This is a genomic window from Bradyrhizobium sp. STM 3843 (genome assembly GCF_000239815.1).
In the GTDB taxonomy this organism is placed as follows: Bacteria; Pseudomonadota; Alphaproteobacteria; order Rhizobiales; family Xanthobacteraceae; genus Bradyrhizobium.
Genome location: NZ_CAFK01000299.1, coordinates 29,350 through 55,556, shown reverse-complemented (window position 1 = coordinate 55,556; position 26,207 = coordinate 29,350). Strand labels below are relative to the sequence as shown.

Here is a 26,207-nt window from a genome sequence, read left to right as displayed (position 1 = left end):
TCCATCCGAATTTGCAATAATTGCGACGTCGGCGTGCTACGGTCCAGCTAGCTTCGGCCGTCGACCTTGATTTGTTGAAGCGGAGTCAGCAGGATACGGCTTTTCGGCGGCTATCTCGGAAACTCGCATGATTTGCATGCACTGCAGGGCTTCCGTTGAGGAAAACAAGAAATTCTGTGGCGATTGCGGGGCGCCATTGCCATGGCGGTGCCACGTCTGCAGCTCGGAAAACGCGCCGGACAAGCGGTTCTGCGGGGAATGTGGCACCAGCTCGCTGCGCGTACCGTCTGACCTGCCGGTTGCTGCGTTGCCAGAAACCGGTTTGGAACGGCGTCATCTGACCGTCATGTTTGTCGATCTGGTCGGGTCCACGGTCCTTGGTAGGCAACTGGACCCCGAAGATCTGAGACATGTCATTGCCGGTTTCAACGGCGCCGTCATAACAGCAATCAAGCAGTATGAGGGGTTTGTCGCTCGCTATTTAGGCGACGGCATTCTTGCCTATTTCGGCTATCCCCAGGCGCACGAAGCCGACGCAGAGCGTGCAATCAGCGCAGGGCTCGCAGCCGTCAGTGCAGTTGGCGGTCTTGCCAGCAAGGCAGGGCCTCCCGGTACTCTGAGTGCGCGCGTCGGCATCGCCACTGGCCTGGTCGTCGTTGGCGATCTATTGGGCGCATCGCAGGAGGCCGCGGCAATCGGCGATACACCCAATCTCGCTGCTCGCCTGCAGTCCGCTGCCAGGCCCGGCACAGTTTGTATTTCCGAGGCAACCAAACGCCTCGCCGGAGGCCTCTTCGAGTACCAGCAGTTCGATACGGGAATAATGAAAGGACGGCCGCCCGGAGAACCAGCGTGGCTCGTCCTTGGCCAAAGCTCGGTTGACAGCCGCTTCGAGGCACTACACCCGCGACAGCTAAGGTTGGTCAACCGCATCGAAGAAGTCGAACTGCTTCAGAGGCGATGGCAGCAGGTCAACAGTGGCGAAGGACGGGTCGTGCTGCTCTGCGGCGACCCGGGCATCGGAAAATCGCGCCTGGTCGCTACGATCGAGCAAGTGGTCCGCGATGCCAGACACTTTGCTTTCCGTTTTTCTTGCTCGCCGCTACACCGTCACACGCCGCTCTATCCCGTTATCCACCTGGTCCAGCGTATCGCAAGCCTTCACGGCACGGACTCTGCGGATGTGAGGCGCGAGAAACTGAGGCGGTCACTGCCGGCCGATGCCTCTGTGGAAGACGTCGTTCATCTCGCCGACCTGCTCTCGATCCCAAACACCGCCGAGGAACAGGCGAGCAACGTATCCCCGCGCGCGAAGAAGGAGATGACATTTACCGCGATACTTCGCCAATTTGAAAGCTCCGCCTGGCGGTCGCCGATCGCCGTGACCTTTGAAGACATCCATTGGGCTGATGCAACAACGCTCGACTTATTGGCGCGCTTGATCGATCTGGCGGAGCAGATCCCGATACTCGTCATCATCACGTCGCGTCGCGTCGATCCTCACCCCGCATGGTCGTCGCGCCCGCACGTTACCGTTCGCATCTTGAATGCGCTTGATCGGCATTTGGCGGCGGTCCTTGTCCAGGAAGTCGCCGGCAATCTGCATTTGTCCAGTCAGTTTGTCGATCGCATCGTTGCTAATTCCGACGGCGTGCCGCTGTTCATCGAAGAGCTGACCAGGTCAATATTGGAAAGAGACCGACAGCAAAAAGACGGTTCGAACGATTCAACTGAATGGCAGTTCGCCCCCGGCACAATACCGGCGACGCTGCACGCTTCTCTCATGAGCAGGCTTGACCGCCTTCCTCTTGGAAAAGAAATCGCGCAGACCAGCTCAGTTATCGGGCGTGAATTTTCTTTCGACATCCTGCAAGCCATTTCTGATTTATCCCATATCCAGATCGAACGCTCGCTGAGGGAACTGATAGAAGCCCAGCTCATTATCCCTCATGAAGCCGTTTACCTGTTCAAGCATGCCCTTGTGCAAGAAACTGCTTACGCCTCGCTGCCACGTGAGCGGCGCTCCGCCATCCATCGCAAGATCGCTGAGGTGCTTGAGAAGGCTCCGGCCGACGTCGAGGCGACCCTTCCTCAAGTAACAGCCTGGCATTTTGCCGAAGCTGGCATGCCCGACAAGGCGGTGACGTACTATCTGAGGTCGGCGGATCTCGCGACCGGGCGGTTCGCGCTCGCAGAAATGGTGAACCACCTTCGAAATGCTTTGCGCCAGCTCGAGCTCCTGCCGGATTCGCCTGAGAGGAGACGACGTGAACTCCCAATTCAGGTCGCACTCGGTCGCGCCTTGATCGACCACGAGGGATCCGGCAGCGAGGAGGTCCGCACGACGTTCGAGAGAGCTCTCCGGCTGTGTCTGGAGTTCGACGACACTCATCAAATGATTCGCGTGCACGACGGTTTGATCAATTACTATTTCACTCATTCGGCGTATGATAAGATGCTTTTGTCCGCCCACGAGCTTCGTGATGCCGGCCACAAAGCGGGGAATCGGCAGGCCCTGCTGGTCGCTAAGCGCTCGAGCGGTTTCGCGCATCTACTTTCGGGCAGCTTCGCGAAGGCGCACGACGACCTCAGGTCCTTCCTCGATATGTACGAGGCTTCTCGAGATGGACCTGAAGCGGCGCTAACCACACGAGATCCAAAGGTCTCGGCCTGCACTATCCTTGGAATCTGCCTTACTGCTATGGGTAATCCAGACTCGGGTGCTGCCATGAGCACCGAAGGGATCAAGCATGCGGAGACACTGAATCATCAGGTCAGCCTGGTTCTCGGCCTGCGCCGCGCATGCGTGCAACGTATTATGCAGAGGGACGACCAGGGCGTGCGCGACCTTGCCGCCCGAATTTTCAAGATCACCTCGGAATACGAAACATTCAAGGGTGCGCGGGACGGGATGATTTTCCATTGCTGGGGACAATTTCGCGCCACTCGCGACCCGTTCTTTCTCAACGAAATGCAGGTCACGATCCGACATTTCGAAACCACCGAACACTGGGCGTTTCTACCATTTTTCATGGCGTCTGCGGCAGAGTTACGGGGCGAAATAGGCGATCGCGCCGGCGCAATGGATTTGCTTGATCGCGCAACGAAGCTGGTTGAATCGATCGGAGAAAAATGGTGTGCCGCGGAAATCATCCGCCTGCGAGGGTTATACGGCGCGCGCAACAACGAAGAAAAGCGAGCCTTGCTACAGGCGAGTCTTGTAATGGCGACTGATCAGGGAGCGAAGCTCTGGCAATTGCGCGCCGCGATCAACCTGGCCGAGCTACTACAAAGCGAAGGAGATGAAGCCGGCGCACATGCTCTGCTGGCGCCGATCAGCGACTCGTTTACGGAGGGCACCAACACGAGCGATTTGATTTCGGCGCGGACCTTGCTGGCCGGGCTCGGCGAGCGATCGCTCCATCATTGAGGAGAGACCGGCAACGACGATCGTCGGCGCCTCTGGCGTTGCGACTAGCGTCCACGCAATGCGACGGCTCCTGAGGATTCCCGTCGTTCAGGGCGGCAACCCATTGAGGTGCGGGACCTTAGACCGCAACAGCTCGTGCGAGCTCGCTCAGCGCGCGATCAGGTTGATCGCCGTCTGCCAAGCCTCGCGATAGACTTCAAGACCTGGGATCAGAGCCGCGGTCACGGCCGTCGGCATCGCGATGGGATAGGCGGGCGGCCAATCCGCCAGCATTGCGGCGCCGCGGGCCGTGCCTGCGGTGTCTCGCGCTGCAAAGACAGGCTGCTGCGGCCGCAAAGCGCCAAGCGTCTGGCAGAATGCGAGATTGCCGGCGAAGCTTCCTTCGACGATGAGATCGCCATCGTTGGCTCCCATGCGCGTGAGCATCAGGTCTGTGACAAGCGCGCAATACAGCGTCGCCAGTGCGCTTCGATCGCGCGGCTCGACGTCACCACGGATCGCGCCTTTGGTCGCCGCATACGGTCCGCCCTGACCAGAGAAGCAGGGCAGGGCGATGGTGCCCGAGGCGATGACGCGCGCGATGGAAGCAAGATCCGGATTGCCGCTGCTGCCGGCAATAGCGGCATATTCGCGTCCGCCCATGAAGCGGCCGCAGGCAGTCGGCCGGCCGAGCGCGTCGACATTGGCGAGCGTGTCGTCACGCGGATCGAGTTGATCGAGCGAAAGCCCGACGCACATCATGATCACCCAGGTGCCGGTGGATACGACTGTGAACGGCGCTGGACGCGAGACGAGATAGGGCAGCAGCGACGCGTTAGAATCGTGGATGCCGCAAACAACCGGCGTTTCCGGAGCGAGCCCCGTTACTGCGGCGATGTCGGGTCGGATCGGGCCGAGCCGATCGAAGGCATGGCGCAGCGGTGGAAGCAGATGACCGACGCCGAGCGCCTCGACCAGGCTCGAAACACGTCCCTGCCGCGGCATCCAGAGTTCGGTGTGAGCGGCGAGCGAGGTGACTTCCGAGACCGCGACGCCGGTCAGGCGCCAGGCCCAATATTGCGGATAGGGGACGAAATACTTTGCCGTTGCGAACAGATCCGGACAGCGCCATTTCTGGTAGGCGAGCTGTCGCCCGAGATTGAGGCCTCCGGGTACTTTCGGCGACAGGCTCTCCACGAATGGCGGACGGATCGCCGCATAGTCCGGTTCGATTGCATCGACGTCCGGCCATTCGTAGTCCATCACCGGCGCGGCGAGGTCGCTCGTGCCGATCAAGGCGCCGGCCGCACCATGGGCCGTCGGGACCAGCGCATCGATGTCGTGGGCGCGCGCCGCATCGCGGAGCGCGCCCAGGAAGAACGTCCAGGCGCCGTCGACATCTTCATGCGGATAGGGTGGGCCCGGTACGATGCGGTTGGGCGCGGATGTCTCCCAGAGCAGCCGGCCCTGCGCGAACAGCGCCAGCTTCAGGTTGGTCTTGCCGATGTCGAGCACCGCGACCGTTTGGCTCATCGTTCAACACCGTGGTGCACGCACCGATACAGGTGGCCGCAGAGCGTTCCGGCCGCGGTACGCAGCCGGGACGCTGTCAGCGGCGATCAGAAGTCGAAGTCCTTGATGTTCTGCTTGGTGAAGATGAAGGGGGCCCCGAGCAGAATCTCGCTGCCATTGACCACGTTCAGCTTGCCGAGTTTGCCGGCGTCCACCGACGTCGCGCCGGGCTTCAGCTTGCCGTCCACGACGGCGCGCGCGACGTAGGTCGCGGCATAGCCGAGATCGACCGGGTTCCACAGCACCACCGACTTGACGCAGTCGGCGTTGACGTAGGGCTTCATCGCGTTCGGCGTGGCCAGGCCGACGACCGCGACCTTGCCGCACAGCTTGGCTTTGGTCACGGCTTCCGCTGAAGCCGGCGTCGCGACGGAGGTCATGCCGAACAGGCCGGAGAGCCTGTCACCGTATTTGTTGATCAGCGTCGTCGCCTGATTGAAGGAGAGGTTGTTGTCCTCCTGCGCCTCGACCGTCTCGAGCCATTTCAGCTTGGGATGGCACTTCTCGGCGTAGGCCCACATTTCGGCGATCCAGCGCGCCTGGTTGGGGGTCGTAAAGGTGGAGGTGACGATCGCAAAACCCTTGTCCTCGCCGGCCTCCTTCGCCATCGAGTCGATCATCGCCTTGGCGATGCCGTTGAACTCGGCCTGGTTGACGAACCATTCACGCGCATCCGGCGTCGAGTTGGCATCGTAGCCGATGACATGGATGCCCTTCGACAGCGCCTTCTTCAGCACGGGCGCGATCGCCACCGGATCATTGGCGGCGAACAGGATGCCATCGACGCCGCTCGTGATGTAGTTGTCGATGAACTTGATCTGCTCGTCGATTTTGGCTTCGGTCGGGCCGTCGGTCTTCACGGTGACGTTGCCGAGTTCCTTGGCGGCGTCCTGCATGCCTTTCGAGGTGGCGTTGAAATAGCCGATGCCGATCAGCTTCGGCACATCGACCAGCGAGATCGGCTTGCCGGCCTTGTCAGGGGCGTTCGTCGGCTGGCCGCCGTCATACGGCTTGGCCGCGGCAGGAGCGGCGGCTTCGCCGGCCGCGCAGGCCAGCGGATTGACGGGCAGGTCGTCCGCCCCATCCCATCGCTTGTCCGCCGCATTGGCCGTCCCGGCCAGCAGCGTCGCGCCGAGCAGCGCTCCAGCTAATCCGAGTCTCATGCTCTTCCTCCCATTCTTACGCCGCTTTCCGCGGCTTGAAGCCCCGTCAGACGCCGTCGCGGCGCCTCTGGAGCGAACTCGCAACGAGGGTCGAAAGGATCAGCACCGTACCGATCACCACGATGGTCGCATCACCCTTGACGCCAGTCAGGGCGAGCCCGTCCTTGAGGAGCTGGATCATCGCGAGCCCGACGACTGTGCCCCAGATCGAACCGACGCCGCCGAAGATGCTGGTGCCGCCGAGCACCACCGCCGCGATCACGTCGAGCTCGTAACCGCTGCCCATGTCGGAGCGGGTGGTCGTGACCCGCGAGACGAGAACCACCGCAGACAGGCCGGCCATCAGACCCGACAGCGTGTAGATGATCAGCTTGGTGCGATCGACCGGCAGGCCGGAAAAGCGCGCCGCAATCTCGTTGTTGCCGATCGCATACAGCGTCCGGCCGAAGGTGGTGCGATCGAGCGCGATGCCCGCGATCACGATCGCGATCAGCAGCAGCCAGAGCTGCGCCGGAATGCCAAACAGGTTCTCCTGTCCGATGACATAGAACCATTGCGGATAGCCGCGCACCGAACGCGCCTGGCTGATGCCCTCCGCGAGGCCGCGATAGAGCGCGAGCGTCGCGATGGTCATGATCAACGGCGGCACCTTCACGCGGGTGATGACGAGCCCATTGAGGAAGCCGGCCGCTGCGCCGACCAGCAGCGAGAAGCCGATCGCGAGCGGCAGCGGAAAGCCAAAACTCTTCCAGGAATAGCCGAGCAGGATCGCGCAGAGCCCGACGATCGAACCGACCGAGAGATCAATCCCGCCGGTGATGATGATGAAGGTCATCGGCAGGGCGATCAGACCAACCTCGGTCGTCAGGCGACCCTGATTGAGCAGGTTGTCGAGCGTCAGGAAGCGATCATTCAGCGAGCCGAGCACGACCAGTGCGACCAACAGGATCGCCGCGAGCATGGTTTCGTGGCGCAGCAGCCACCAGGGTGCGGCGCGCCTTGCGATGGGTGGCAGCGGGATTTCGCTCATCGCGCTCATGCTCCGGTCATGCGCCGGCGGCGCAGGATATCGGCGATCACGGTTGCGAGGATGAGCATGCCCTGCACGGCGCGGATCCAGTACGGCGACAGGTCGATGAAAACCAGGGCGCTGGCGATCTCGGCGATCAGGATCGCTGCGAGCGTCGAGCCGATCACGGTGCCGACGCCGCCGAGGATGCTGACGCCGCCGACCACGGAGGCGGTGATGACGGTCAGTTCAAGGTTCGGCGGCACCGTCGACTGAATGACCCGAAGCTGCGTCGCATACAACAGCGCCGCAACGCCGGCGAACAGTCCGTGCAGCGCAAAGACCATCACCACCGTGCGCGGCTGCGAGATGCCGCACAGCCGCGCCGCCTCCGCATTGCCGCCGACCGCGTAGATGGCCCGGCCCGGTGCCGAATCATGCATCCACCATGCGGCGAGGATGGTCGCTGCGATCATCAGGAACACGGGCATCGGCACGCTGCCGAGCAGTTCGAGATCGGCGAGATGGAAGCTGTCCGGCAGGTCGGTGATCCATTTGCCCCCGGTCACGCTGATCAGCCCTCCCTTGAGGATCGAGAGCATGCCGAGCGTCACCACGATCGCGGGAATGCGCAGATAGGCAATGACGACGCCCTGCAGGCCCATGATGAGGATACCGGCAACGAGCGGGGCGAGCCACGTCACGATGATCGGCACGCCCTTCACCGCCAGGGTGCCGCTCAAGGTGGCCAAGACGCCGATCAGTGCGCCGACCGAAATGTCGATATTGCCGGAGATGATCACCATCGACATGCCGATCGCAGCGACCGCGATGTAGGCGTTGCCGAGCAGCACGTCGGAGAGGTTGCGGGCGGCGAGAAAGCGCGGGTTATAAAGACCGACCGCGATCGCAAGCCCGATCACCGCGATCGCGAGCAATGCCTCCTGCGAGGCGAGCGCTTTGAAGATCCGCCGCGGATCGGCCCTGGACGAAGGCACGGTCATGACACTCATGCCGCTTGCTCCACGCTCTTGCGGCTGCCCATCATGGCGGTCCCAACCGTCTCCTGGGTCGCCTCCGCCCGCGAGAACTCCGCTACGATGCGGCCCTCGCGCATGACGAGGACGCGATCGCTCATGCCCAGCACTTCCGGCAGCTCGCTTGATATCATCAGCACGGCCAGCCCCTGCGCCGCCAGTTCGCCCATCAGGCGATGGATCTCGGCCTTGGCGCCGACATCGATGCCGCGCGTCGGCTCGTCCAGGATAAGCAGCTTCGGCTGATTGGCGAGCCACTTGCCGAGCACGATCTTCTGCTGGTTGCCGCCGGACAGCTTGCCGGCGACCTGTTCGAGCGAATGGGTCTTGACCGCGAAGCGTGCGACGCCGTCGGCGGCGAGCCTGCGCTCCGAGGTGCGATCGATGAAGCCGGCGAAGGCGACCTTGGCCAAGGCGGCGAGGCTGAAATTCTCGCGTACCGTCATCGGTCGCACCAGCCCTTGCGTGCCGCGGTCCTCGGGGACGTAGGCGATGCCGAGCGACCGTGCCTGGGCCGGCGAGCGGATGTCGACCTTCCGCCCTGCGATCCGGATCTCGCCGCCTTCGGCCGGCGTGACGCCGAAGATGGTCTGTGCCAGTTCGCTGCGGCCCGAGCCGACCAGTCCGGCCAAGCCGACGATCTCGCCGGATCGCACGTTCAGCGAGACTGTCCTCGTCAGCGGCCGGCGTTCGAGATCGGTCACCTCCAGCACCGGCTCGCCGATCGGAGCGGCGATCTTCGGGAACAGGCTCTCGATCCTGCGGCCGACCATCAACTGCACCAGCGCAGCTGAATCGGTCTCGGCAACCGGCTTGGTCGCCACATGGGCGCCGTCGCGCAGCACCGTCACGCGATCGGCGATGGCGAAAATCTCATCGAGCTTGTGGCTGATGTAGATGACGGCAACACCGCGCGCCTTGAGCTTGCGAACGATCTCGAACAGCCGCGTCACGTCATATTCGGTGAGCGCCGCCGTCGGCTCGTCCATGATCAGGATGCGGGCATCCTGCGACAAAGTACGCAGGATCTCGACGCGCTGACGGTTGCCGACGCTGAGCGAGCCGACGATCTGGTCTGCCTGCAGATCGTAGATCTCGAGCGAGGCGAGCAACTCGTTGGTCTTTTCACGCATCGTTCGCCAATCCACGCGGCCGAATCTGGTGCGCGGCGCGTGACCCATGAAGACGTTCTCAGCGACGGTGAGTTCCGGGAACAGCAAGAGCTCCTGGTAGATGGTGGCGATGCCGGCACGCCGGGCGTCGTCCGGCCGCGCGAGATTGACCGGATTGCCGTCGACCATCACCTCGCCGCGATCAGGCGGAAACACGCCGGAGACGATCTTGATCAAGGTCGATTTGCCTGCGCCGTTCTCCCCTAACAGCGCGTGGACCTCGCCGCTCGCGACGTCAAAGGACACGCCGGACAGCGCCCGGACGCCCGGAAACGACTTTTCGATGGCGCGCACCGACAACAGCGGCGTTGCGCGAGTGTCGTCCCGGTGCATCTCCGTCGTCATCGTCATGCGGCCGCGTTGGATTCGGCGGCCGCGTCGACCACGATCACCTCCACGCCGTGTTGGCGCAGCATGTCAATGGCAGTATGCGGCGCCCCAGAATCGGTGACGAGCGTGTGGATGCGCGAGAGCGGGCAGACTACGAGACTGCCACGTGCGGCGAATTTGGAGGAATCGGCGAGCACGATCAGCTTTTCGGCGCGCTTGAGCAGCTTCGATTCGGCGCGGGCGAGCAGGGGATCGCCCTCGATCACGCCGAGCGGACCGATCGAGATCGCACTCATGAACATGCGCGTCGCCGAGTAGTGCTGGATTGCGTCCTCCTCGAAGGGCGAGACGATGACGCCCTGCTCGCGATAGATCTCGCCACCCGGCAGAGCGACGCGGCATTTCGAGTGGTGGATCAGGATCTCGGCGAGCGGATATGAATTGGTCAGCACCTTCAGCCGCCGGTCGCGCAGATAGTCGCCCATCTGGTAGGTCGTGGTGCCGCCATTGATAATGATGGTGTCGCCGTCGGTGCAAAGGGCGACGGCTGCCTTGGCGATCGTGCGCTTGGCGTCGATATTGAGTGTCTGGCTGACGTCGAACGAGCGCGTCGCAAGCGTGACGACATCGCCTGGCGTCGGGTGCGGCGCGGCTAGCGCCTCGAGCCCGCCGCGCACCCTGCTGGCCACGCCCTGTGCGGCGAGGCTCGCGAAGTCGCGCCTCACGGAAGCTTCGGAGGCGCCGGTCGCGCGACACGCATCCACGATGCGCACCAGAGACCGCTCCCGCAACAGCGTCTTGATGACCTGCCAGCGTTCCCGCTCGTGCACGCCGTCATCCTCCCATTTTTCTTTTCAGCAAGTAGGTCATGCGTTCGGCAACCGGTCAACTACAAACTTCCATGATCGATCAATATCGCGCTGCATCAATCAAGTTCCGGTCTCGCGGCTCGCCGGAGTGATTGACCGTGATCGAATGAGTGACATAAGCTGAAAGAAAAGCAGGGAGGTTCCCGATGAGAGAGGCTTCGGTCGCGCCTTTGCCCAATCTGTGGGACGACGTCGTTGCCGCCGCGCTCGATGAGCCCGGCCAGCTGCTGTACCGGTCGAACCTGCTCGGAGCCGATCTGCGCATCACCAATTTCGGCGGCGGCAACACCTCGGCCAAGATCGAGATGGAGGACCCGCTGACGCGCGAGCAGGTCCGCGTGCTCTGGGTCAAGGGTTCCGGCGGCGATCTCGGCTCGATGAAGCGCGACGGCTTTGCAACCCTGTATCTCGATCGGCTGGAGAGTTTGAAACGCCTCTATCGTGGCATCGCGCATGAGGACGAGATGGTGGCGTTGTTCAACCATTGCACCTTCGATCTCAATCCGCGCGCGACCTCGATCGATACGCCGCTGCACGCGTTCGTGCCGCACCGTCATGTCGATCACGTCCATGCCGATGCGGTGATCGCGATCGCGGCCTCAGTCGATGCCGAGCGGCTCACGCGCGAGGTGTTTCGTGGTCAGCTCGGCTTTCTGCCCTGGCAACGGCCGGGATTCGACCTCGGCCTCAAGCTCGGTGAGATGGCCGCGCGCCATCCGGAACTGGTCGGCGTGGTGCTGGGGGGCCACGGGCTTTTCACCTGGGCGGAGACGTCCAAGGCTTGTTACAAGACGACGCTGCGCGTGATTCAGCAGGCGGCCGACTGGCTCGCCGCGCACGAGCAGCGACCGTCCTTCGGCGGCGCCAAGGTCGAGACGGTCTCGCCGGAGAAGCGCCGCGCGGTCGCGGCCCGCATCATGCCGCTGATCCGCGGCAGGATTTCCGCCGACGAGCGCAAGATCGGCCATTTCACCGATGCGCCGGACGTGCTGGAATTCGTCAACTCCAACGCGCTGGCTACGCTTGCGCCGCTTGGGACGTCCTGTCCGGATCACTTCCTGCGCACCAAGATCAGGCCTCTGGTGCTGCCCTATGATCCCGCGCGTGACAATCTCGACGAGGTGATCGCCGGCCTCGACGACAGTCTTGCCGCCTACCGCGCTGACTACGCCGGCTATTACGAGCGTTGCAAGCATCCGGATTCACCGTCGATGCGCGATCCCAACGCGGTCGTGCATCTTATGCCGGGGATCGGCATGTTCACCTTTGCCAGGGACAAGGCGACCGCTCGCATTGCCGCCGAGTTCTATGTGAACGCGATCAATGTGATGCGCGGCGCCTCGGGCGTCAGCAGCTATGTCGGCCTAGCCGAGCAGGAGGCCTTCAACATCGAGTATTGGCTGCTGGAGGAGGCAAAGCTTCAGCGCATGCCCAAGCCGAAGTCGCTCGCGGGGCGTATCGCTTATGTCACCGGTGGAGCCGGTGGCATCGGTGAGGCGACCGTGCGGCGGCTGCTCGGCGAAGGTGCCTGCGCCGTCATCGCCGATATCGATGAGAAGGCGCTGGACGAGCGCGTCGCGGCGATCGTCAAGCGCCATGGCCGCGACGCGGCGATCGGCGTGAAGCTCGATGTGACCGACGAGGCCGCGGTGATCGCCTCGTTCGAGGAGACCATTCGCGCCTTCGGCGGTGTCGACATCGTCGTCTCCAATGCCGGCATCGCCTCGGCCTCGCCGGTCGAGGACACCAGTCTGGCGCTTTGGCAACGGAACATGGATATCCTTGCCACCGGCTATTTCCTGGTCTCGCGCGAGGCGTTCCGGCTGATGCAGCAGCAGAAGATCGGCGGCGCGATCGTTTTCGTCGCCTCGAAGAACGGGCTCGCCGCGTCGGCGGGTGCTTCGGCCTACTGCGCCGCCAAAGCGTCGGAGATTCATCTGGCGCGATGCCTGGCGCTGGAAGGCGCGGCGCATGGCATCCGCGTCAACACGGTCAACCCCGATGCGGTGCTGCGTGGCTCGAAAATCTGGGAAGGCGAGTGGCGCCGGCAGCGCGCGGCTTCCAACAAGGTGTCGGAGGACCAGCTCGAAGAGGTCTATCGCCAGCGTTCGATGCTGAAGCGGTCGGTGTTCCCCGAGGACATTGCCGAAGGTGTCTACTTCTTCGCCTCCGACCTTTCGGCCAAATCGACCGGCAACATCCTGAACATCGATGCCGGCAACGCCCAGGCCTTCACGCGATGAGCGCGCCGTTTTCGATCAGCGCGGATTTCGTCGCGGAGCGCAATGCGCAGCTCGAAAGCGCGACATTGGAGGACTACCACGCGCTTGAACGCAAGTTGGCCCGGCGCGGGATCGACACTGAGGCCATCGTCAACAAGGTCATGGCGTTCGCTGTCGCGATTCCGACCTGGGGCGTCGGCACCGGGGGCACGCGTTTCGCCCGTTTTCCCGGACCGGGTGAACCACGCAACGTGTTCGAGAAGATCGACGATTGCGCCGTGATCCAGCAGCTGGCCCGCGCGACGCCGACCATCTCGCCGCACTTTCCGTGGGACAAGGTCGACGACTACGGGGCCTTGCGCGAGAAGGCCGGAGCCCATGGGCTGGCCTTCGATGCGGTCAATTCCAACACCTTTCAGGATCAGCCGGGACAGCAGCTGTCCTACAAGTTTGGCTCGTTGTCGCATACGGACCGCGCGGTGCGCGACCAGGCTGTTGCTCACAACGTCGACTGCATCGAGATCGGCCGCAAGCTCGGCTCGAGGGCGCTGACTGTCTGGATCGCCGACGGGTCGAACTTTGCCGGCCAGTCGAACCTGACCGGCGCCTTGGACCGCTATCTCGATGCGATGGGTGAGATCGTTGCGGCGCTGCCCGAGGACTGGCGCGTGTTCATCGAGCACAAGCTGTATGAGCCGGCGTTCTATTCGACCGTGATCTCCGATTGGGGGACGAGCTTCGCCGTCGCTCAGGAGCTGGGGCCTAAGGCGCATTGCCTCGTTGATCTCGGCCACCATGCACCCAACGTGAACATCGAACAGATCGTTGCCCGGCTCATCCGCTTTCAGAAGCTCGCCGGCTTTCATTTCAACGATTCGAAATACGGTGATGATGATCTCGACAGCGGCTCGGTCGAGCCGTTCCGGCTGTTCCTGGTTTTCAACGAACTGGTCGATGCCGAGCGCCGCAAGGCGGCGGGCTTCGCACCAGCCTACATGATCGACCAGTCGCACAATGTGACCGATCCGATCGAGAGCCTGATGCAATCGGCGATGGAGCTGCAGCGTGCTTATGCGCAGGCCCTCATGGTCGACCGCATGGCGCTCGAGGCGGCGCAGCTGGCGAACGATGCGCTCGGCGCGCATCTCGAATTGAAGCACGCCTTCACGACCGACGTCTCACCGCTGCTCGCGGTCGCCCGCCTGCGTGCCGGCGGTGCGATCGCGCCGCTCCAGGCCTACCGCGCGTCGGGCTATCGCGCGCAAAAGGCGAGAGAGCGTCCCATCATGGACGGCAGTTCCGCCGGTATCGTCTAGTCTTACGGCGTCATAACGCCTGTGGCATCGACCTCACCGCGTCATTCCGGGGCGATGCGACAGCATCGAACCCGGAATCTCGAGATTCCGGGTTCAGCCCTGACGGGCTGCCCCGGAATGACAGCTTTTATGAAGCGGTAGGACTAGGCCCGCTCTGCGGAGGCAATCCAGTTTCGCAAGCCATCGAGGGTGCGAAACGCATCCGCAGCATAGCACCGAATGGACGGAGCAAAGGCCTGCATCATGTCCGCGAGCGCATGTCCCGGTCCTAGGTCAAGCACCCTGGTTACGCCCAACTCTACGAGGGCTTCCAGAGTCGCGCACCAGTCGACTGGTCGCGCGATCTGGCACGCGAGCTTTGCTGTTTCTTGGCTTGCAGAGAAGATGCGCTCGCCATCGCCCCCCGCCAGCAGAGTTCGTCGACTATCGACGGCTGTGCGTTGGCTGGCATCGAGCGCCTGTTGCAGCGGTTCGCAAGCCCGCTCAAGTCGAGACGTGTGCGACGCCACTCTCACGGCCAGAAGACCAGTGCGCGCGGCGCCCTCCGCTGCGGCCTCATGGCAAAGGTCGATCACATCCTGCTCCGCGCCTCCGACCACGAAGAGCTGATCCGGATTCTTAATCGCGATCTCGCAGCGGTGTTTTTCAAGCAGGCGTTCGAGCCTGCTTCGATCGAGCCCGCGGACATAACCTAGCCGGCTATCGGGTCCTGCAACTCGTTCCATGAGCCGGGCGCGAACATCCGTCAGTCGCAAGGCCTCTTCCGCCGTCCATATTCCGGCAATGCTCCACGCCGCCATTTCGCCGACGCTGTAGCCTGCGACGGCGGTCTGGTCGGCGAGCAGATCGACAATGCAGGCGTGGATTGCCAAAGCTGACGTCACGGTCAGAACCTGGCTCGGTTGGTTCAGGGAGAGTTCGTCCGCGCTTCGCTGGCGGACAAACTCCCGCGGATCTTGTCCGAGATAGCCGGCAGCCGCGGCAAAGACCGGCTCTGCGGCGGGTTGACCTGCGATCAGATCGAAGATCTGTTGCGAAAGGGTCCCTTGTCCGCCGCAGAGCAGTGCAAGCATCAGTGATCCAGCCGGTCGATGAACAGGGTCATGGCAAGCAGATCCGCTGAGCCGCCCGGGCTCAGATTGCGCGCCACGAATCCGCGATGGATGGCGACGGCTCGCTTGTGCCACCCGGGAGATCCGACGCCGCCCGTGGCAAGGAAATCAGATGTGCTGTCTTGCGCAAACCGCAATCCCTCCGTTCCGCCCCGATGCAAAAGGTTGGTGTCGGTAACATTGGCGATGAGCGTCATGCAGGCCTGGACGCGAACGGCTTCCTCGTCACCGGGAGCGAGCTTCCGCCCAAAATGCAGAGCGGGAAGGCCGATGTCATAGATCGACGGAAAGCCGTGGGCTGCTTCCGCTCTGGCGCCGCCGGCGCCGTAGCGTCGCGACGCCACCGCGCCATGGCTGCGAAGCGAGATCGGACCGGAGAGGATGGCCTCGCCCCAATGTTGCGAGACCAAGGCGCCAAGCGGCTTGCGAATTCCGAGAGTGCGCCGACGTCCGGCTGCGGCGCAGAGCAGACCCAATCCGAAGATCGCGCCGCGATGCGTGTTCACGCCGGAGGTCGCGGCCAACATCGTGCGCTCCGCAGCAACCCCGATCGCACGCAACCGGCTCATGCCGGCGCCTTCGGCGCCCGCGACCGCCAAGTCCCGGAAATAGGGTGTCAGGGTGTCGGCGCTACGACACAGCAGTTCGGCATCCATGTCGCGGTGCGAGCCGTTGTCGACATGGCTCACGAGCCCCGGTTTCGGATAGGTCTCGACTTCGAGCTTCAAGCAGAGCGATGCCAGATCGGCGAGCTGCTCCGCATGGAGCTCCGGTCCCGGCAGCGATTGCCATCTCAGCGCAACGGTCATGGGAGCAGGCCGCCGAGAAATGCCGCCTTGGTCATGGTGTGGACGACGGTCGGCCCTTTCACGAGCACCTCATCGTCGTCATCGCCCGCCAGCTCCCGCCATTGCACACCGCCCGCCGCCGCAACGATTTCGCCATCCAGTCGCACCGGCGCCTGTTGAGCGATCTCGGCAATGCGGGAGGGCAGGGTGTTGGCCTGCCTGACTGCCGACACTGGCCAGAGCAGATCGAGGTCCGAGCCTTGCGACAGATACGGCAGGCCGGTGAGATATTCCCAAGCCAGGCTGCCGAAGGTGCGGGTCTCCGGGCAAAGCTCGAGGAGGCGATCGATCGTTGTCCGCCAGGCGGAGGGAGCTGCTGCTGCCGCCTCCGCCAGCAACGGTGGCGGTTTGTGTTCGATGATCTCGCGGGGAGCGAGCACGATCGCGATGCGCCGCTTGCCGTGCGCGGGCGGCAGCGGCAAGCCGAGCGGAATGGTTCCTGCGGTATCGCTGCAACCTGGCCGGCGAACGACCAGCGGATGGCCGGCACGCGCCCAGCCCTCGATGACCGGCTCCTTAGCAAGCTCGTGATGCTGGATCATCACCGCATTCCATGCAGCTATCGACGCCTTCACCATCGTATGGCGTTCGAGAACTTCAACCATGTTGTGACGCCTGCTGTGAGCTCGTTGCGAGTGCGACGACGCGATCAGCGATATCGGCCGCCTTGCGACGTCCGCCCCGCTCGGCCCCGAGCCGGCCGCGATCGTCCTGTGTCGCTGGCCGTTCCAGCACGGCCGCAAGCTGTGACGCCAATGGTGCATCTGCGTCCCACACGACGTGAATGCCGCCGGTCTGCACCATGTTGTCGAGCCCCGGCGCGAACACCGGCGTCGCTTCCGCCTTGGCCTTCAGAACATCGATCGGAAGCTTGGTCACCCGCGCCATCGAGGGCAGATCCATCACCGCGGGATGTGCGCCGGGAAGCGCCACCAGCGTGCCGGTGGCAAGGGCCGTGGCGATGAAGGCGCCGGCCGCGCTGCCGCCGTAGAGCAGGCCGATCGTGCGATGTCCCTCCGCTTCCGCCAGCAGCAGCGCCTTGGCCAAGTGAGACAGGTACTCGCTCAAGCCCAGCAGTTCGTCGCGCCGGCTCATCCGTTGACTGGCGGAATCCACCAGGAACAGGATCGGAGCCCGGTCGCCAGATCCGATGATCTCGATCACACGTCCTGCAAGCGCGATCGCTTCGTCGACGCCGAGGGGCTGACCCTGCGTGATACCGAGCACATGGATTAGCTTTCCATCAGGCAGGATCGCCTGTCCGGCGATCGTCGCACCGGTAGTTTCGATCTCGCTGTCGTTTGTGAAGAGCCCGGCCAGGATGTCATCGAGCGTCATCGGCATTCTCCCGTTTATCGGCCGCGCGCCGCATAAACTCCTTGGTTGGAAGTCCAGGAATCTCTGTCGGCGCCTCGATGCCGAGGGTTTGCCAGACGTCGATGGCATCAGCGGCAGGGGAGAAGCGCGTCAGGCGCCGTTCAAGGCGCTGCTGCTCCGCTGTGAGAAGAGGGAGATCGTAGCGCCCGTTCATCTCAAGTGTGTTGATGGCAGCTTGGCGAAACGCCAGCGCCTCGTCATCGACGAATGTGTCGGCGCCGCCGATCAGGTAGCGGTGCTTGCCGCCCATGGTGCGCCAGACCAGAGCGCGGTCGCGCGAGTCGAATTCCTCGACGCCCTTGTTGGTTTCGATGACCTCGGGGCCGCTGACACTGATGCGGCCTTGCTCCGAGATGATCAGGCGCGAACAGGTGCCGGCGATCAGGCTGCCGCCGCCATAGCATCCGGCGCGGCCGCCGATCAGTCCGACGACCTTGATCCCGGCCCGCCGGGCCTCGATCACCGCGCGCATGATCTCGGCGATCGCGAGCTCGCCGGCATTGGCTTCCTGAAGACGCACGCCGCCGGTGTCGAACAGGACCAGTACGTCCTCCTTGAGCATGCGAGCCGCGCGCAACAGCCCGGTGAGCTTCGCCCCATGCACCTCGCCGAAGGCGCCTCCCATGAAGCGTCCCTCCTGTGCGGCGATCAGCACCGATGATCCTTCGAGGCGGCCGCGGCCGATGACGATGCCGTCGTCAAACTGCTCCGGAAGATCGAAGATCGAAAGATGCGGACTGGCTTCCCGCTGCTCCGGCCCGATGAATTCGCAGAAGCTGCCGCGATCGAGCAGCGCCTCGACGCGCTGCCGGGCGCTCGCTTCATACCAACTCAGTGAAGCCGCATTGCTTTGGGCGGTTGTCATGCTTCGGGCTCCTCGATCATGCGAACGCCTTGCGCAAGCCGCAGCGCCACCGTGTCGGGGCGGGCTCCGCCGTCGTTGATGGAAATGCGCAAGCCCCCGGCAGAGCGGCGGGCAACGAAGTCGCGGACCACGGCTTCCCACACGGCGCCGAAACCATGCGCGGCCGTGGCGATATCGATCGTGCAGAGATCAGGCGGGGAGGCTCGTTCCAGCAAGACCTCCAGGTTGCCCGAGGCAACGACGCCGACGATCGCCTGCTTGCGACTGCCGCCCGCGGATGTCGGCGCGTCCAGTTTGAAGCTGAGCTTCTCCATGCGAAACTCCTCACCAGTTACGGAAGCGGCTGGGCGGCCGATAAAGCCCGCCGGATGTCAGCATGAGATCCTTGATCGAACGCGCCGCCAGCAGGCGGCGATCGGCATCGAGCGGATCGATGCCGAGATCTTCGGGCCGCCGGATCACGCCGCGCTCACGCAAGCGCTCGACCATTTTGGGATCGCGGGCCCGGCCGATATCGGTATATCCCGCAACACCGCGGATCGCCTGCTCGCGCTCGTCGGTGTTGCGGCAAAGGAGCAGATTGGCGATTCCTTCTTCGGTGACGATGTGGGTGACGTCGTCGGCGTAGACCATGACAGGCGCGAGATCGAGATTGAGCTCGCGTGCCAGCGCCAGCGCATCCAGTTGTTCGACGAACAGCGGTACATTGTTGTCACCGAAAGTCTCACCGATCTGCACGACGAGCTTGCGGCCCCGGCGAAGCGCAGCGTTGGCGTCGGGCGCAGCCTCGGCACCCGCCTTGAGCCAGGGTTCGCTTGGGTGACGGCGGCCGCGCGGATCAGAGCCCATATTGGGTGCACCGCCGAAGCCGGCGATACGATTCGTCGTCACCGTCGAGCTGTGGCCTTCGAGGTCGATCTGGAGCGTGGCGCCGATGAACATGTCGCAGGCGTAGAGGCCTGCCGTCTGACAGAAGGCGCGGTTGGAGCGCAGCGATCCGTCCGGCCCGGTGAAGAAGATGTCCGATCGTGCCGCGACGTAGTCCTCCATGCCGACTTCGGATCCGAAGCAGTGGATCTGTTCGACCCAGCCGGATTCGATCGCCGGAATCAGTGTGGGGTGCGGATTGAGCGCGAAATGCGTGCAGACCTTGCCCTTCAGCCCGAGCCGCTCGCCATAGGTCGGCAGCAAGAGTTCGATGGCGGCCGTGTTGAATCCGATGCCGTGGTTGAGCCGGCGAACGCCGTAAGGCGCGTAGATGCCCTTGATCGCGAGCATCGCGGTCAGGATCTGCGTCTCGGTGATGGCGGCAGGGTCGCGTGTGAACAGCGGCTCGACATAGAACGGCTTGCCAGCTTCGACCACGAAATGCACGAGGTCGCCGGGAATATCGACGCGCGGCAGCTTGGCGACGATCTCGGTGACCTGCGCCACGACGAGGCCATTCTTGTAGCTCGTCGCCTCGACGACCGTCGGGGTGTCTTCAGTATTGGGCCCCGTATAGAGGTTGCCATCCTTGTCGGCACTCACCGCCGCGATCAGGGCGACATGCGGTGTGAGATCGATGAAATAGCGGGCGAACAGCTCCAGGTAGGTATGCACGGCCCCGAGCTCGATCTTGCGGCCGAACAGCATACGCGCGATGCGGGCCGACTGCGGGCCTGAGTAGGAGAAATCCAGCCGTCGCGCGATGCCCTTGTCGAAGACGTCGAGATGCGCTGATAGCACCACGCCCGACTGGACCATGTGCAGGTCGTGAACCTCGCGGGGATCGAGCGCCGCGAGCGCCGAGGCGAGGATATCGGCCTGCTTCTGGTTATCGCCCTCGAGGCATACCCGGTCGCCGCTTCGGATCACCGCCTTCAGAAATGCGGGAAGGGCGGGGATCGGAACGATCTTCCCCTTGGCGTGCCGCTGTCCCGCGGCCAGGCGCTCCCTCAACGCCGCCCTTTGCATACCCCAATGGCTCATTTTCGCTCCTTGGCATGCCGGAAGTTCATTTGATGGCCGGCATCGTATGCGTATTGCATTCGATTGTCAATTAGTGTATGCATTGTTCCGTCAATAAGCATAAATCGCATACATAGGAGGAAATTGAAGATGCTGATGCATACAAGGCGTCCGACCCCAGCTGGCGGCCTGCTCGCGGAAAGGGGGCAGCCGTGACCATCTCCGGAGTGGCATTGCTTTCAATCTGCACCTTGCTCGGGGTTTGGTTGGGCGACCTGCTTGGCGTGGTGCTCGGCGTCAAAGCCAATGTCGGCGGCGTCGGCATCGCGATGATATTCTTGATCGCAGCACGGCTCTGGCTGGCGCGACGCGGCCTGCTCAGTCACGGGCTCAAGACCGGCGTCGAGTTCTGGGGCAGCTTCTACATCCCGATCGTGGTCGCGATGGCCGCACAGCAAAACGTCGTGGCCGCAGTCAAGGGCGGGCCGATCGTGATCATCGCGGGAGTAGGCTCTGTCGCGGTGTGTTTTGCGATGGTGGCCCTCATCGGCCGGCTCAGCGGTCCTGTCGAGACGATCGACGAGATTGAAGCGCGCGAGGCCGAGGAACTCGTTCGCCCCGTGCTCGGGCTCAAGTCCGGGAGGATCGGATGAACATGATGTCTCACGTGCTTACCGCTAATACGCTTCTCACCGCGTTCGCCGCAGTGGGAATTCTGATGTGGATCTCCGGAGCGATCTCGAAATACCTTACGCTCGGGCGCATTCACGGATCGGCGATTGCGATCATGTTGGGCCTCGCGCTGGCCTTCTTCGGCGGCATTGCAACCGGCGGCGAGAAGGGTGTGGCCGACCTGCCGGCGCTGGCCGGGGTCGGCCTGATGGGAGGTGCGATGCTGCGAGACTTCGCTATCGTGGCCACGGCCTTCGAGGTCGATGTCGTCCATGCGCGCAAGGCCGGCCTGATCGGTGCGGTCGCGCTCGGGTTGGGAACGGTCGTTCCGTTCATTCTGGGTGTGTTCGTCGCGTTGGCGTTTGGCTACACCGATGCCGTCTCGCTGACGACGATCGGTGCCGGCGCGGTCACCTACATCGTAGGACCGGTCACGGGTGCGGCGATCGGAGCGTCGTCGCCGGTTATTGCGCTGTCGATCGCGACCGGTGTATTCAAGGCGGTGATCGTCATGATCGGCACGCCGTTCGTCGCGAAGATGATCGGCCTCAACAATCCACGCAGCGCGATGGTGTTCGGCGGCTTGATGGGGACGGTCAGTGGCGTATCCGGAGGGCTGGCCGCAACCGATCGACGTCTGGTTCCTTACGGTGCATTGACCGCGACGTTTCATACCGGTTTGGGATGTCTGGTCGCACCGTCCGTCCTCTACTTCACGTTACGCGCAATCACGGGGAGCTGAATGGCAGGTCTGTTCAAAGTCGCAACCGAAGCCGAAGACGATGGAGGGCTGCTCTCCGATCGTATCCGAAACGCGCTCACGGACGAGATCGCGTCAGGCTCACTGGTTGCCGGCTCGGCCCTCGAAGAGCAACAGCTTGCCGATCGTTTTGGCGCCTCCCGCACGCCCGTGCGGGAGGCGCTTCGACAACTCGTGGTCAGCGGGCTGGTCGAAGTCCGAGGACGTCGCGGGGTCGTCGTTGCCCGGATGACACCCGAGCGCATCATGGACATGTTCGAGACCAGTGCCGAAGTGGAGGCCATGTGCGTCAGGCTCGCGACCTATCGCATGACGCCGCTCGAGCGCAGTCATCTGATCGAACTTCATGAGGCTTCGCTGAAGATGGTCGAGGCGAACGATGTCGATGCCTATGACGCGTTCAACCGCGAGTTCCACGAAGCCATTTACCGGGCGACGCACAATTCCTTCCTTGCCGAGCAGGCCCAGGACGTCCGTGCGCGGTTGAGCGCCTTTCGCCGGACCCAACTGCGCCAAGGCGACCGCATCCGTCGGTCGCGGGAGGAGCATGATGCGATCATGCAGGCGATCGCCGAGGGCGATGGCGAGGCGGCCGCACGCCGCATGCGCGCTCACATGTTGAACGCGGCCGCCGCGCTCCGGCGCTACATCGATGATCGCTTCGGCCGCGACGGATAGTGTCTGGTCGCCGCATCAGTCCGTTTTCCGTTCCGCATTACGCCCGCCGTTTTTTCCATCACATTGCTCGCGCGGACTGTGTTCCGGTGGGCTGGTGAGCCGTCCGTCGGCGTACAAAGTTCGGCGCGTCTGTTCGCGCGCGCGAGGAACGTTGCAGCAGGCTTCCTCGCTATAGGTCTGTAGTCTCTTCAGACGAAAGGACATGCAGATGAGAAACGTGCTTGTGACCGCCTGCGCTATTGCGGCCCTTGCGGTCGCCGCCCCGGCATTCGCCCAGGGTACAGGCCAACCCTCCACCCAAGGTACGGGGCAAGCCACGACCGGCGCGCAGAGCTCAGCGCAGCAATCGGGCCAGTCGGCGACGCAGAAGCTCGCGGCGGCGCAACAGATCCAGCAGGATCTGAAGAATGCCGGATTCACCGATGTCAAGGTGGTCGCCGAATCGTTTGTGGTTCAAGCCAAGACGAAGGATGGCAATCCGATCCTCATGACGATTGGACCGCATGGGATGTCGATGTTTGAAGCGGAGCAGACGACGGGCTCGAACTCCGGAAGCGCGTCTCACGCCACGACGGGCAGCAGCTCTGCGGCGCAAACTCCGTCGAAATGAAGTGACGGTTCCGGCTGAAACCGAGGTGCGTTCCTGCTGGTCGCCGCTTCCTTGCGCGAGCTGGATGACCGCATTTGTGGTTGAGCGTGCCTGCTCATCGGCCGATTGAGACGATGAGCATTCTCTTCTCGCCGTTCGGACGAACGGCGTTCCAGCAGCTTTGAGCGATGAGCCGCGCTGCGCATTCCGCGCTCGGAAGATGCCTCTCTCTTCCGGGCGCAGAAGCGTGCCGCGGGAGCGGTGGTCTTTGGCGAGGCTATTAGTTGGCGATGCCAATCTAAACAAACATTAAGGGCGCAACATTTGGCGCGGTCGCACGTTGGCTCGACAGAGTAGCGATGCGGCTATCGAGGATCACGCCTATGAACGTCAGCGAATTCGTTTGGCACCGATTGTCCGAATGGGGATTGAACCGCGTCTATGGATATCCGGGCGACGGTGTGGGCGGACTCGACGTCGCCCTCGAGAAGGCCAAGGAGACCATGACCTATGTCCAGGTGCGGCATGAGGAGATGGCGGCGTTCATGGCCTCGGCACATGCCAAGTTCACCGGCCAGGTCGGATTGTGCTACGCGACATCCGGGCCCGGCGCGATCCATCTGCTTAACGGGCTCTATGATGCCAAGATGGATCACGTGCCGGTGGTCGCGCTGGTCGGCCAGGCAGCCAGAACATCGATCGGCGCCAGCTACCAGCAGGAGGTCGATCTCAAGACCCTATTCAAGGACGTCGCCGAATATGTCGAGCAAGCGAGCGTACCCGAGCAGGTCCGGCATTTGATCGATCGCGCGGTTCGCATCGCGCATAGCAAGCGTGTGGTGACTTGCGTCATCCTGCCGAAGGACGTGCAGGAGCTCGACTATGAGGACCCGCCGCTGGCGCATGGTGCGACCCACACCGGGGTCGGTTATGCGGGTCCGGCGCGTCTTCCCGATCAGGCGCAGCTGCGCGCAGCGGCGGATGTTCTCAACAGCGGCCGCAAGGTCGCTATGCTGGTCGGCGCGGGCACGCTGGAGGCGACCGATGAGGTTATCGCCGTCGCTGAACGGCTGCAGGCCGGTGTGGCTAAGGCGCTGCTCGGCAAGGCGGCGGTGCCGGACGATCTGCCCTTCGTCACCGGCTCGATCGGTCTGCTCGGCACCAAGCCGAGCTGGGACCTGATGAAGAGCTGCGACACCTTCCTGATGGTCGGGTCGGCCTTTCCTTATAGCGAGTTTCTGCCAAAGCCGGGCTCAGCGCGCGGCGTCCAGATCGATATCGACAGTAGCAGGCTCAGCCTGCGCTATCCGATGGAGGTCAACCTCGTGGGCGACAGTGCGACGACATTGCGCGCGCTGCTGCCGCTGCTCGAGCAGAAACAGGACCGGAGCTGGCGCCACGAGATCGAGGGAAACGTGCGCGAATGGTGGAAGACGCTAGAGCGCCGCGCGATGGATTCGGCCGAGCCGCTCAACCCGCAGCGGGTGTTCTGGGAGCTGTCGCCGCGTCTGCCCGACAACGCGATCCTCACGGCCGACTCCGGATCGGTCGCCAACTGGTATGCGCGCGATCTGAAGATGCGACGCGGCATGAAAGCCTCGCTCTCCGGCGGCCTGGCGTCGCTCGGCGCCGGCACGCCTTACGCGCTCGCCGGCAAGATGGCGTATCCGGAGCGGACCGTGATTGCCTGCATGGGCGACGGCGCCATGCAGATGAACGGCCTCAACGTGATGATCACGATTTCCAAATATTGGAAGGAGTGGTCCAACCCGCGCCTGATCGTGCTGGTTCTCAACAACCGCGATCTCAACCAGGTCACCTGGGAAGAGCGCATCCAGCTGGGCTCTGGCAAGACGCTGTCGACGCAGAGCATCCCGGATTTTCCTTACCACCGCTACGCCGAGCTGCTCGGTTTGAAGGGCATCTTTGTCGACAATCCCGACCGTGTGGGCGCGGCGTGGGACCAGGCGCTCGCCGCAGATCGACCGGTGATTCTGGAGGCCTATACGGACCCCAATGTGCCGCCATTGCCGCCGCACATCACGCTGAAGGAGGCCAAGAACTTCATCAGCATGATTCCGTCCGAGCCTGAGCTGACCAGCGTGCTGAAGAACAGCGCCAAGGAACTGGTGACCAGCGTTCTGCCCGGGAAAGACTGATGCCGACGGCTGTTCCAATCGGGAGAGTGCGCGCGCGGGCGTTCGAAATCCCAACCGATGCGCCCGAGGCCGACGGCACCATGCAGTGGAATTCGACCACGTTGGTGCTGGTCGAGATCGCCGGCAGCGGCAAGGTGGGCACCGGCTACACCTATTCGCATCGCTGCATCGTCGGGCTGATCGAAGAGAAGCTCGGGCCATTGATCGAAGGTCGCGATGCGCTCGCTCCAGAGGCAGCTTGGCTGGCCATGCAGCAGGCCGTGCGTAACATCGGACGGGAAGGTCTGGCCGCAACGGCAATTTCGGCGATCGATACCGCGCTTTACGATCTCAAGGCCCGGCTGTTGGATCTGCCCCTGGTTTCGCTGCTGGGGAGCTATCGCACCGAGGTGCCGATCTATGGGAGCGGTGGCTTCACCTGCTATTCGGACGAACAACTGCGCCAGCAACTCTCTGGCTGGGTGACCGAGCAGGGCTGTCGTTACGTCAAGATGAAGGTCGGCTCGGAGCCGGACCGCGATCCGCATCGGGCGGAGGTCGCAAGGCGCGCAATCGGCGATCAGGCTCAGCTATTCGTCGATGCGAACGGTGCTTGCACGGTCAAGCAGGCGCTTCAGCTCGCCGAGGTGTTTGCTGAGCTCGGGGTGAGCTGGTTCGAAGAGCCGGTCTCGTCCGACGATCTCACAGGGTTGCGACGCGTTCGCGAGCGTGCTCCTGACCGCATTGAGATCGCCGCCGGAGAATATGCCTATTCGGCCGATTACGTGCGGACGATGTTGCAGGCCGGCGCGGTCGACGTGCAGCAAGCCGATATCACCCGCTGCGCCGGTGTCACAGGCTTCCTGCAGATCGCGGCGCTGTGCGACGCCTTCCATATCGATCTATCCGGCCATTGCGCGCCGTCGCTGCATCTGCATGCGGCGTGTGCGGCGCCGCGCTTGCGACATCTCGAATGGTTTCATGACCATGTGCGCATCGAGCACATGTTGTTCGACGGGGCTCCTGAGCCGAAGCATGGGGAGATAAGTCCCGACCTGTCTCGCCCGGGCCATGGGCTGACGTTCAAACATGCCGATGCGGCGCGGTACGCGGTGTGAG

22 protein-coding genes are annotated in these 26,207 nt (G+C 63.4%); 9 read left to right on the top strand and 13 right to left on the bottom strand.

Annotation, left to right across the window (positions count from 1 at the left end; translation table 11 throughout):
• The first annotated feature begins 127 nt into the window (after positions 1-127).
• Entirely contained in the window at positions 128-3,430 is a 3,303-nt protein-coding gene (locus BRAS3843_RS30625) for an adenylate/guanylate cyclase domain-containing protein (protein WP_083841467.1), read from the top strand.
• Between the two features lie 147 nt (positions 3,431-3,577).
• On the opposite strand, the gene BRAS3843_RS30620 is transcribed toward BRAS3843_RS30625, so the two are convergent.
• The 6 genes from BRAS3843_RS30620 to BRAS3843_RS30595 all read right to left on the bottom strand — a co-directional run bounded on the left by BRAS3843_RS30620 (position 3,578) and on the right by BRAS3843_RS30595 (position 10,522).
• Positions 3,578-4,942 (bottom strand): FGGY family carbohydrate kinase, encoded by a 1,365-nt coding sequence (locus tag BRAS3843_RS30620; RefSeq protein WP_008973046.1) that lies wholly within the window; start codon positions 4,940-4,942, stop codon positions 3,578-3,580.
• An 86-nt stretch (positions 4,943-5,028) separates the two neighbouring features.
• On the bottom strand, positions 5,029-6,144 hold the full coding sequence (locus BRAS3843_RS30615; RefSeq protein ID WP_008973045.1) for a substrate-binding domain-containing protein: 1,116 nt from the start codon (positions 6,142-6,144) through the stop codon (positions 5,029-5,031).
• A 46-nt stretch (positions 6,145-6,190) separates the two neighbouring features.
• Positions 6,191-7,183 (bottom strand): ABC transporter permease, encoded by a 993-nt coding sequence (locus BRAS3843_RS30610; protein WP_008973044.1) that lies wholly within the window; start codon positions 7,181-7,183, stop codon positions 6,191-6,193.
• Positions 7,180-8,166: an ABC transporter permease gene (locus BRAS3843_RS30605; RefSeq protein WP_008973043.1), complete on the bottom strand. Its 987-nt coding sequence runs from the start codon at positions 8,164-8,166 to the stop codon at positions 7,180-7,182. The genes BRAS3843_RS30610 and BRAS3843_RS30605 overlap by 4 nt, the downstream gene beginning before the upstream one ends.
• On the bottom strand, positions 8,163-9,713 hold the full coding sequence (locus BRAS3843_RS30600; RefSeq protein WP_008973042.1) for a sugar ABC transporter ATP-binding protein: 1,551 nt from the start codon (positions 9,711-9,713) through the stop codon (positions 8,163-8,165). Before BRAS3843_RS30600 ends, BRAS3843_RS30605 begins: the two co-directional genes overlap by 4 nt.
• Entirely contained in the window at positions 9,710-10,522 is an 813-nt protein-coding gene (locus BRAS3843_RS30595; RefSeq protein WP_008973041.1) for a DeoR/GlpR family DNA-binding transcription regulator, read from the bottom strand. The genes BRAS3843_RS30600 and BRAS3843_RS30595 overlap by 4 nt, the downstream gene beginning before the upstream one ends.
• Positions 10,523-10,707: 185 nt before the next feature.
• Between BRAS3843_RS30595 and BRAS3843_RS30590 the strand changes: the two genes are divergently transcribed.
• Complete coding sequence (locus tag BRAS3843_RS30590) at positions 10,708-12,804, top strand: bifunctional rhamnulose-1-phosphate aldolase/short-chain dehydrogenase (RefSeq protein WP_008973040.1); 2,097 nt, start codon at positions 10,708-10,710, stop codon at positions 12,802-12,804.
• The gene (gene rhaI, locus BRAS3843_RS30585) at positions 12,801-14,099 is read left to right on the top strand and encodes an L-rhamnose catabolism isomerase (RefSeq protein WP_008973039.1); all 1,299 of its coding nucleotides are present in this window, start codon (positions 12,801-12,803) and stop codon (positions 14,097-14,099) included. Before BRAS3843_RS30590 ends, rhaI begins: the two co-directional genes overlap by 4 nt.
• 143 nt (positions 14,100-14,242) lie before the next feature.
• On the opposite strand, the gene BRAS3843_RS30580 is transcribed toward rhaI, so the two are convergent.
• The 7 genes from BRAS3843_RS30580 to mdcA are packed head-to-tail and all read right to left on the bottom strand — an operon-like array spanning position 14,243 to position 20,272.
• Positions 14,243-15,172 carry an acyltransferase domain-containing protein gene (locus BRAS3843_RS30580; RefSeq protein ID WP_008973038.1) on the bottom strand — a complete coding sequence of 310 codons (930 nt, stop codon included), beginning with the start codon at positions 15,170-15,172 and terminating at the stop codon, positions 14,243-14,245.
• On the bottom strand, positions 15,172-16,020 hold the full coding sequence (gene mdcB / locus BRAS3843_RS30575; RefSeq protein WP_008973037.1) for a triphosphoribosyl-dephospho-CoA synthase MdcB: 849 nt from the start codon (positions 16,018-16,020) through the stop codon (positions 15,172-15,174). The genes BRAS3843_RS30580 and mdcB overlap by 1 nt, the downstream gene beginning before the upstream one ends.
• Complete coding sequence (gene mdcG, locus BRAS3843_RS30570) at positions 16,017-16,664, bottom strand: malonate decarboxylase holo-[acyl-carrier-protein] synthase (protein ID WP_008973036.1); 648 nt, start codon at positions 16,662-16,664, stop codon at positions 16,017-16,019. Before mdcG ends, mdcB begins: the two co-directional genes overlap by 4 nt.
• Positions 16,657-17,397 (bottom strand): biotin-independent malonate decarboxylase subunit gamma, encoded by a 741-nt coding sequence (mdcE, locus tag BRAS3843_RS30565; protein WP_008973035.1) that lies wholly within the window; start codon positions 17,395-17,397, stop codon positions 16,657-16,659. The genes mdcG and mdcE overlap by 8 nt, the downstream gene beginning before the upstream one ends.
• On the bottom strand, positions 17,384-18,301 hold the full coding sequence (locus BRAS3843_RS30560) for a biotin-independent malonate decarboxylase subunit beta (protein ID WP_008973034.1): 918 nt from the start codon (positions 18,299-18,301) through the stop codon (positions 17,384-17,386). Before BRAS3843_RS30560 ends, mdcE begins: the two co-directional genes overlap by 14 nt.
• Complete coding sequence (gene mdcC, locus BRAS3843_RS30555; RefSeq protein WP_008973033.1) at positions 18,298-18,615, bottom strand: malonate decarboxylase acyl carrier protein; 318 nt, start codon at positions 18,613-18,615, stop codon at positions 18,298-18,300. The genes BRAS3843_RS30560 and mdcC overlap by 4 nt, the downstream gene beginning before the upstream one ends.
• A gap of 10 nt (positions 18,616-18,625) precedes the next feature.
• Positions 18,626-20,272 carry a malonate decarboxylase subunit alpha gene (gene mdcA / locus BRAS3843_RS30550; RefSeq protein ID WP_008973032.1) on the bottom strand — a complete coding sequence of 549 codons (1,647 nt, stop codon included), beginning with the start codon at positions 20,270-20,272 and terminating at the stop codon, positions 18,626-18,628.
• A gap of 191 nt (positions 20,273-20,463) precedes the next feature.
• On the opposite strand from mdcA, the gene madL reads away from it, so the two are divergent.
• The 6 genes from madL (at position 20,464) to BRAS3843_RS30520 (ending at position 26,206) form a co-directional block, all read left to right on the top strand.
• Complete coding sequence (madL, locus tag BRAS3843_RS30545) at positions 20,464-20,904, top strand: malonate transporter subunit MadL (protein WP_008973031.1); 441 nt, start codon at positions 20,464-20,466, stop codon at positions 20,902-20,904.
• Positions 20,901-21,665 (top strand): malonate transporter subunit MadM, encoded by a 765-nt coding sequence (madM, locus tag BRAS3843_RS30540; RefSeq protein ID WP_008973030.1) that lies wholly within the window; start codon positions 20,901-20,903, stop codon positions 21,663-21,665. Before madL ends, madM begins: the two co-directional genes overlap by 4 nt.
• A complete protein-coding gene (locus BRAS3843_RS30535; protein ID WP_008973029.1) occupies positions 21,666-22,361 on the top strand; it encodes a GntR family transcriptional regulator in 696 nt (231 codons plus the stop codon).
• A gap of 208 nt (positions 22,362-22,569) precedes the next feature.
• Positions 22,570-22,971 carry a PRC-barrel domain protein precursor (fragment) gene (locus BRAS3843_RS30530; protein ID WP_008973028.1) on the top strand — a complete coding sequence of 134 codons (402 nt, stop codon included), beginning with the start codon at positions 22,570-22,572 and terminating at the stop codon, positions 22,969-22,971.
• Positions 22,972-23,333: 362 nt separating this feature from the next.
• The gene (locus tag BRAS3843_RS30525) at positions 23,334-25,109 is read left to right on the top strand and encodes a thiamine pyrophosphate-requiring protein (RefSeq protein ID WP_008973027.1); all 1,776 of its coding nucleotides are present in this window, start codon (positions 23,334-23,336) and stop codon (positions 25,107-25,109) included.
• Positions 25,109-26,206, top strand: a complete 1,098-nt coding sequence (locus BRAS3843_RS30520) for an enolase C-terminal domain-like protein (protein ID WP_008973026.1) — start codon at positions 25,109-25,111, stop codon at positions 26,204-26,206. Before BRAS3843_RS30525 ends, BRAS3843_RS30520 begins: the two co-directional genes overlap by 1 nt.
• Position 26,207: the final 1 nt, after the last annotated feature.